Annotated in this window: 6 protein-coding genes; 2 read left to right on the top strand and 4 right to left on the bottom strand. The window is 63.8% G+C overall.

The window, feature by feature from the left end; genetic code table 11:
• Both VFZ66_25845 and VFZ66_25840 read right to left on the bottom strand, forming a co-directional pair.
• On the bottom strand, positions 1–1,368 hold a 1,368-nt coding region (locus tag VFZ66_25845; protein HEX6292633.1), incomplete at its 3' end, for a long-chain fatty acid--CoA ligase.
• Between the two features lie 162 nt (positions 1,369–1,530).
• Positions 1,531–2,313 carry an enoyl-CoA hydratase-related protein gene (locus VFZ66_25840; GenBank protein HEX6292632.1) on the bottom strand — a complete coding sequence of 261 codons (783 nt, stop codon included), beginning with the start codon at positions 2,311–2,313 and terminating at the stop codon, positions 1,531–1,533.
• 244 nt (positions 2,314–2,557) lie between these two features.
• Here VFZ66_25840 and VFZ66_25835 point away from each other — a divergent pair, with 244 nt between their 5' ends.
• Positions 2,558–3,370 carry a DNA/RNA non-specific endonuclease gene (locus VFZ66_25835; protein ID HEX6292631.1) on the top strand — a complete coding sequence of 271 codons (813 nt, stop codon included), beginning with the start codon at positions 2,558–2,560 and terminating at the stop codon, positions 3,368–3,370.
• A gap of 79 nt (positions 3,371–3,449) precedes the next feature.
• Here VFZ66_25835 and VFZ66_25830 read toward each other — a convergent pair whose 3' ends face one another.
• Both VFZ66_25830 and VFZ66_25825 read right to left on the bottom strand, forming a co-directional pair.
• Entirely contained in the window at positions 3,450–3,845 is a 396-nt protein-coding gene (locus VFZ66_25830; protein HEX6292630.1) for a nuclease A inhibitor family protein, read from the bottom strand.
• A 33-nt stretch (positions 3,846–3,878) separates the two neighbouring features.
• Positions 3,879–6,230, bottom strand: a complete 2,352-nt coding sequence (locus tag VFZ66_25825) for a transglycosylase SLT domain-containing protein (protein HEX6292629.1) — start codon at positions 6,228–6,230, stop codon at positions 3,879–3,881.
• A 407-nt stretch (positions 6,231–6,637) separates the two neighbouring features.
• Here VFZ66_25825 and VFZ66_25820 point away from each other — a divergent pair.
• On the top strand, positions 6,638–7,009 hold a 372-nt coding region (locus tag VFZ66_25820; protein HEX6292628.1), incomplete at its 3' end, for a hypothetical protein.

Here is a 7,009-nt window from a genome sequence, read left to right as displayed (position 1 = left end):
GTCGGGGACGCCGACGACGGCGCACTGCCCCACCGCGGGGTGCGTCAGCAGCAGCTCCTCGATCTCGCGCGGATAGACGTTGAAGCCGCCGCGCAGGATCATGTCTTTCTTGCGGTCCATGATGAAGATGTAGCCCTGCTCGTCGCGCCGCGCGATGTCGCCTGTGTGGAACCAGCCGCCGCGCATGGACTCGGCGGTCGCATCGGGCTTTTTGTAGTAGCCCTTCATGATGTTGTGGCCGCGAATAATGATCTCGCCCGCCTCGTTGACCGGCACATCCTGGTCCTGATCGTCGACGATCCGCACCTCGGTGGCGAAGACCGGCAGGCCGATCGAGCCGACTTTGCGCTCAAGGCCAAGCTGGTTGAAGGTCGCGACCGGCGATGTCTCGGAGAGGCCGTAGCCTTCGAGGATCTTGATGTTGAAGGTCTGCTCGAACGCATGCAGCACCTCGACCGGCAGCGCGGAGCCGCCCGACGAGCACAGCTTGAGATGCTCGGCGATCGGCGCGGTGTCGATCTGGTTTTGCTTGACGTAGTTGAGCAGCGCCCAGAACATCGTGGGCACGCCGGAGAAGTAGTTGACCCGCTCCTTGAGCATGCCCTCGATCACCTGGGCGGCGTCGAAGCGTGGCACCAGCACCAGCGTTCCGCCGTGGTACAGCCCTGCGTTCATCTGGCAGGTCTGGCCGAAGGAATGGAAGAGCGGCAGCGCGATCAAGATCGTGTTGCGCTCCACGTTGGGATCGAAGGCGTGCAGGTCGCGCGAGACGATCGCGTTGAGCAGCATGTTGCTGTGCGTCAGCTCCGCGCCTTTGGGCTGTCCCGTGGTGCCGGAGGTGTACAGGATCACCGCCGTATCTTCCGGCGCTCGATCTGCTGTCGCGAAGGTCGGCGGCTGGTTATACATCAGCATGCCCAGCGTTTGCGCGCCCTCGATCGGCGATGGCGCGGCGGGATTCGCCGTCATGATGAAGAAATGCTCACACGAGTCGACCTCTTGAAAGCCCGCGTAGCCCATCTGGCCCAGCGGTAGCTCGGCGGCGCCCTCGAAGCAGAAGTAGGCTTTGGCATCCGAATCGCGGAGATGGTAGGCGATCTCGCGCGGCTTCAGCAGCACGTTGAGCGGCACGACTACGGCACCGGCTTTGAGGATGCCGTAGTAGACGGCTGGAAAGAAGGGGAGGTTGGGGCACGTCAGCGCAACTTTGTCGCCCGGCCCGACTCCACGCGCGGTCAGTCCGTTGGCGATCTGGCAGGCCATTGCGTTCAGTTGGCCGTACGACAGGCGCGTATTCTGAAAGACTACCGCCTCGCGGCTGGGCCGTTTCTGGGCGTGATCCTCGATGATCATCGCTAGATTGAGCATCTTCGCCTCCTTGTTGCGAGTTCCGAGTTCAAAGTTTCAAGTTCAAAGTTCAAAGTTTCGTGTTCCTTGAACTTTGATCTTGGTTCTCCCCTTGTGCGCCGGGTGCCCTCTGGGCCTGGCACCCGCCTGGCATCCGCATGGCGCCCGGTTCTTTGTTCTTCGTTACTTCCCCTTCCACACCGGCCTGCGCTTCTCGGCAAAGGCGCGGAATCCTTCCCATCCATCCTCGCTGGCAAAGATCTCGCGCTGGTACTGCGCCTCGCGCTGGAGCGCCTCCGCGTACGTTCCGTCGAGCGCAGCCTGGACCGCGCGCTTGCCGCGCGTCAGCGCCAGCGGCGCTTGCTGGGCGATTCGGGCAGCATACCGCTGCACCTCGTCCGTGAATGTCTCCGTCGGGAAGCGCGCATTGGCAAGCCCGATCTGCAACGCCTCGTCGGCCTCCACAGTCCGTCCCGTCCACATCATTTCGAGCGCGCGGCCTACGCCCACAAGACGCGGCAGCGTGTAGGTGCCGCCGCCGTCGGGCACCAGTCCTACACGGATGAATAGCTCGGCGAACGCGCCGCGCTCGGAAACCAGCCGCAGGTCGCACGCGAGCGCAATGTCGCAGCCCAGCCCGGCGGCCATGCCGTCCACGGCGGCGATCACCGGCCACGATGAGCTGCGGATTGCCAGCAGCGTCGGCCCGTATGCTCCGGTCAGAATCTCCTGGGCTGCCTCGGGAGTGACGCCGGGCTGAAGTGCTACCGCGATGTCGGTGCCGGATGAGAACGAGCCGTGCGCTCCGGTGATAACGATCACGCGCGTGCCGTCGCTCTCGCACGCTTCGATGCCCTGCCGCAGCGCGATCATTGTGGGCGCATCGACGGCGTTACGGACATGCGGGCGATTGATCGTAAAGGTCGTGACGCCATCGCGATGCGAGGTCAACAAGGTGTCGGTCATGCTGCACTCCTGAATCTAGCGCGAGTGTACTACAGATGCGCTGCTGCGCACAAGTGAGCATATGCCGGGGCGAATGGTGGAAGTGTTGCGGTCCTGACTCAATCGTGTACTGACATGCCTCCGTACGCACGTGCTTAATAGCGTATTAACTTGCTTTTGACAAATCTGCCGCCTCTGTTTAACATAGCAGTGTTCTATTACCACGCACACACAATCGGGCCGTCTCTCAAGAAAGGCGCTCCATATGCTCAACGTTCGCGCTCGTATCATTGGAATCGCCCTCGCCGCGCTCATGCTCGCCGGTGCCGCATCCAGCGCCCGCGCCCACACCGATCCCGCCGTTAACCTCACGCTCGGCAACCCCAGCGGTGCTACCAGCAGCACCGCGAATGAAACCAACTACCTGATCCAGCGTCCGCAGTACGCGCTGTCGTACCATCGCTACAACGGGATTCCAAACTGGGTAAGCTGGCACCTGGATGCCGGAGATCTCGGCGGCGCACCGCGCAGCGACTTCCAGCCCGACAACTCGCTGCCCAGCGGGTGGTATCGCGTACAGCCCGGCGATTACACCGGCAGCGGCTATGATCGCGGCCATATGACTCCCTCCGGCGACCGCACGCTCACGACGACCGACAACCAGGCCACGTTTTTGATGACCAACATTATTCCGCAGGCACCCGATAACAACCAGGGGCCGTGGAACGCGCTGGAGAACTACTGCCGCGATCTGGTGCGCGCCGGTAACGAGCTGTATATCATCAGCGGCGGCGACGAATCGCTTGGCACGCTCGCCGGTGGCAAGATTCGCATTCCCGGCTTTACCTGGAAGGTGATCGTCGTGTTGCCGGAGGGTAGCAACGATCTGGCGCGCGTCAATACTTCAACGCGCGTGATTGCCGTGAGCATGCCCAACAAGCAGGGCATTCGCTACAACGACTGGCGGCAATATCGCTACAGCGTGGATCAGGTCGAGTACTGGACAGGCTATAACTTCCTGTCGAATGTCTCGTCCAGCATCCAGAGCGTGATCGAGGCGCGCGTCGATACGCAGTAGCGTGACAAACAGCATGACATGAATCAGCAGCGCCCACTCGTCGATCGAGCGGGCGCTGTCTGTGTATGAGCCGAGCGCGTTAGGTTTCAACCACCTGCGTCGTCACCCCGGCGATCGAGCCGTCATCCGTCCGCCCCACAACGAAGACATCGATCGTGCCGCTCGCGCCCACCCGGCAGACCGCGATGTCGCGCAGATGAGCTTTGAGCGTCTCGACCAGCGCTCCAAAGCGCCGCACCCGCTCCTGCTCCGCAGGCCCGTGCCAGTCGTACGACCGTGTCGCGGGACTGAAGAACTGGTCGATGTCGAGCGTGGCGATCGGCGTCTGCTCGGCGTAGCCTCGCGCCTCGCGCAGCGCTTCGACCGAAAACGGCGCGGGCGCGTCCCAGACAAACAGGCGGAGCGGCGCATCGGTTTCGCTGGGAAAGAGCAGGCCCTCGCTGGCGTCTGTGATCTCGTCCATCCACGATGTCATGTGCGTGATCCTTGTTCGGATGCGCGTCGGCTCTCAGCGACCGTACAGTAGCCGGTACATGCCCCAGTTGCCGTACACGATCTTGACATAATTGCGCGTCTCGCGGTAGTCGATCAGCTCAGGGAAAAGATCGCGGTCGGTGGTGTTTTGCAGCCAGCGCGCCGCGTTGCCCGGACCTCCGTTATACGCCGACGCAGCCGCGAGCGGATTGTTATCGAAGGCGCGTAGCTGATGGCTCAGGTAGTGCGCGCCAAAGCGAATCGAGACAGCAGGGCGGTAGAGCTGATCGACCGAGAAGTTCGCGACCTGCAAGTTCTGCGCGATGCCCTCTGCCGTTCCGGGCATCACCTGCGCCAGACCGCGCGCACCAACCCACGATGTCGCATCGGGATTGAACAAGCTTTCCTGGCGGATCAGCGCGTAGAGCAGACGCGGATCGAGTCCAAACTGCTGTGCCTCGCGCTGGACCACCCGCAGGTAGGGCGTGGGAAACATCAGCCGCAGCAGGCCGGTCGGCGTTTTGGACGTGATATGCTTGTCGGGGCTCAGCGCGACGACTCGCTCCGCAATCTTGAGCGCGACATAGGGATCTCCTGCCTCGTGGACGCGCAGCGCAAGCTGCCACAAACGCTGCGGATCGTCCTTCCAGGCGTCCTGGGCCGCGAACCACTCGTCACGCGACTCGTTGCGCAGCCCAACTCGCACCAGCTCATGCGCTCGGACCACCTCGGGCGCGCTGCCGACGATCTCCGCGACATTCTGTGCGTCGGATTTGAACCACCCACCGATCCAGGCTGCCACCGCTTTGCGCTCGTCGTCACCTGGCCCGGTGCCGAGCGGCGCTGTACCGTCGAGCGGCTGGTTCAGCAGCTCGCGCGACCGCATGGCGTAGAACGATTGGGGAGCGGTATCGATCGCCGCTTGCAGATGCGCGCCTGCCTCAGCGCCCTGCCCGGCCTGCACGAGCGCGTTCCCGGCCCAAAAATGTCCTTCGGCGCTATCGGTGCCGGTCGCGCCGCCAGCCAGCGCGCGCCACGCGGCAATCGCCTGATCGCGCTGGTTATGCTGGTAGTAGTAAAATCCGGCCTTGGTCAGCGCGACATGAGCCTGAACGCTCTGCGGATACGCTTTGCCGAGCTCGAGCGATGCAGCCATCGCGCCCGGCGTGTCGCCCTGGCCCTCCTGTAACTGGATCGCTCGCCACAGCGCCTCAGGCGCAAGCTCGTGGCTGGCGAAGCGCGCGGCCAAGCGGCGGTAGCCGTCGATCGCCCAGGCAACGTTGCCGCTCCACCCCACGGTTTGAACGTAGTCCAGCTCGGCCTGAGCGGTGCCCGCGCTCTCCGGCTGCTGCGCCAGCGCCCCCAGTTCGCTCAGCGCCTCGTCGTAGAGCGCCTGCGCGCGCAGGCTGAGCGCCCGCTTGCGGCGAGCCTCGAACCGATCCGCGTCGCTGAGCGGGCCGGCCAGCGCCGCGTCGAAGAGCGGCACGGCGGCGGCGTAGCGCTCGTGGGCAAAGTTAACGTTCGCGGCATCAAGCGGCGCGACACCGCCCGCCGGATCGGATTGGAGCACGGCCAGCGCCTCAAGCGCCTCGCCGCGCTGGGGATAGCTCGCGACGATCTCGCGCAGCCAGGCGCGCGCTTCGTCGGTGGTGCCCGCAAGCTGAGCCGCGCGCCAGAGCACGGCTGGCCGGTAGTCGGCGTTCTGGGCAACGCCAAGCAGATCGCGATAGCGCGCAAGCTGCTGATCGGTCTGGCCTGCCGCGCCATGCAGCGCGATCAGCGCTTCGAGCGCTTCGGCCCGGCGGCTACGCGCGATCGGCTGCTGGGCAGCATAGCTGTAGGTTGCAATCGCCTGCGCGGTCTGGCCTGCGGCGCGCTCCTGGGCGGCCTGTCGCAGCGCGGCGTATGGCTCAAGCGGAGTTTTGAGCGCGCGGTAGCGCTGGTACGTCTCGATCGCGGCCTGCCAGCGCCCCGCCTGCTCGTGTGCCCGCGCCAGCAGCAGGAGCGCGCGGGCCGCAAGATCGTCGGTCTGTCCATCGGCCAGAAACACGATCAGCGCCTGCGTCGCCTCGTCGGGGCGGCCCTGAAGCAGTAACGATTCGGCCATGCCCCACTGTGCCAGGCGCGCGTGCTCGGCGCTCGGCTGCTGCGCCAGCACCTGCTGGAGCGTCGCGGCCTGCGCTTCGTACTCGCCGGAGACGCGCTGATCGGCGGCCAGGGCAAGCAGGTGATCGTTGGAGATGGGTGTTGGCTGGGACGTGGTGGCGGTTGCCTCGGAGCGGAAAGGATTCGCTTCTAGCTTGGATTGCTCGCGGCGCTGCGGCTCTATGCCCCGACACGCGGAGAGCACGACCAGCACCAGCAGCAGTAGCGCGCGTTTCGACAATCGTTGTTCCTCTTAGGGGGTGTATCATCGGCGGGGATCGACAGGAGATGTCCCACGATCCGAGCGCGCCGTTTAGCAACCCGATACACGGTATTTTACCAGCTTCTGACTGATCAAGCCTACGCGATACGTCGAGATAGCGCCGGATGCCAACAACTTATAAATATTTTGTAAAAAAATGCTATAATCGGCTACGAGCGGTTCAAACAGCACCACTCATTTCTCGCGCTGCTGGTCGTCAGTCTCAACATGCCTTGTCATGAGGCCAGGAAGGAGTTGAAGCACGCAAGAGCGGGGAGCGAACATGACGCAGGGTTGAGCTAAGGGCCGGTCTTTGTAAGCCTCTGATTCACGGGGAGAAAGCCATGAAACCAGTACAGCGACGACGCAACGCACGGTTGTTCCCGATGATGATCCTGCTGGTAGCCTCTCTCTTGGGAACCGGACTCTTTTCTGGCTCTGTTGCAACGTCGTCAATTGATCGTGTTGCAGCGGCAACGGTTGAATGGTACTCGAAGGCGTCGCTTGCGAGCGGGACGCACAGCCTGGGCACGGGCAACACGGGGTTGCTGACGATCGAGTACGATGTGACGCCGCTCGCCAAGCCGATCGACGGCGTGACCGGCTATGCCGACAGTTCGACCACGGTTTCCGACTACAGCAGCCTGGCGGCGATCGTGCGCATGAACAGCGCGGGCTTCTTCGATGCGCGCAACGGCGCGAGCTACACCGCGCTCACGTCACTGGCCTACAACGCCAACACGATCTACCACGTCAAG

This window comes from Herpetosiphonaceae bacterium (assembly GCA_036374795.1).
In the GTDB taxonomy this organism is placed as follows: domain Bacteria; phylum Chloroflexota; class Chloroflexia; order Chloroflexales; family Kallotenuaceae; genus LB3-1.
This window is presented reverse-complemented; position numbering and strand designations above follow the sequence as displayed.

Coding starts and splice junctions, on each gene's coding strand:
- VFZ66_25840 (HEX6292632.1), bottom strand. CDS start 2,313: ATGACCGACACCTTGTTGACCTCGCATCGCGATGGCGTCACGACCTTT.
- VFZ66_25835 (HEX6292631.1), top strand. CDS start 2,558: ATGCTCAACGTTCGCGCTCGTATCATTGGAATCGCCCTCGCCGCGCTC.
- VFZ66_25830 (HEX6292630.1), bottom strand. CDS start 3,845: ATGACATCGTGGATGGACGAGATCACAGACGCCAGCGAGGGCCTGCTC.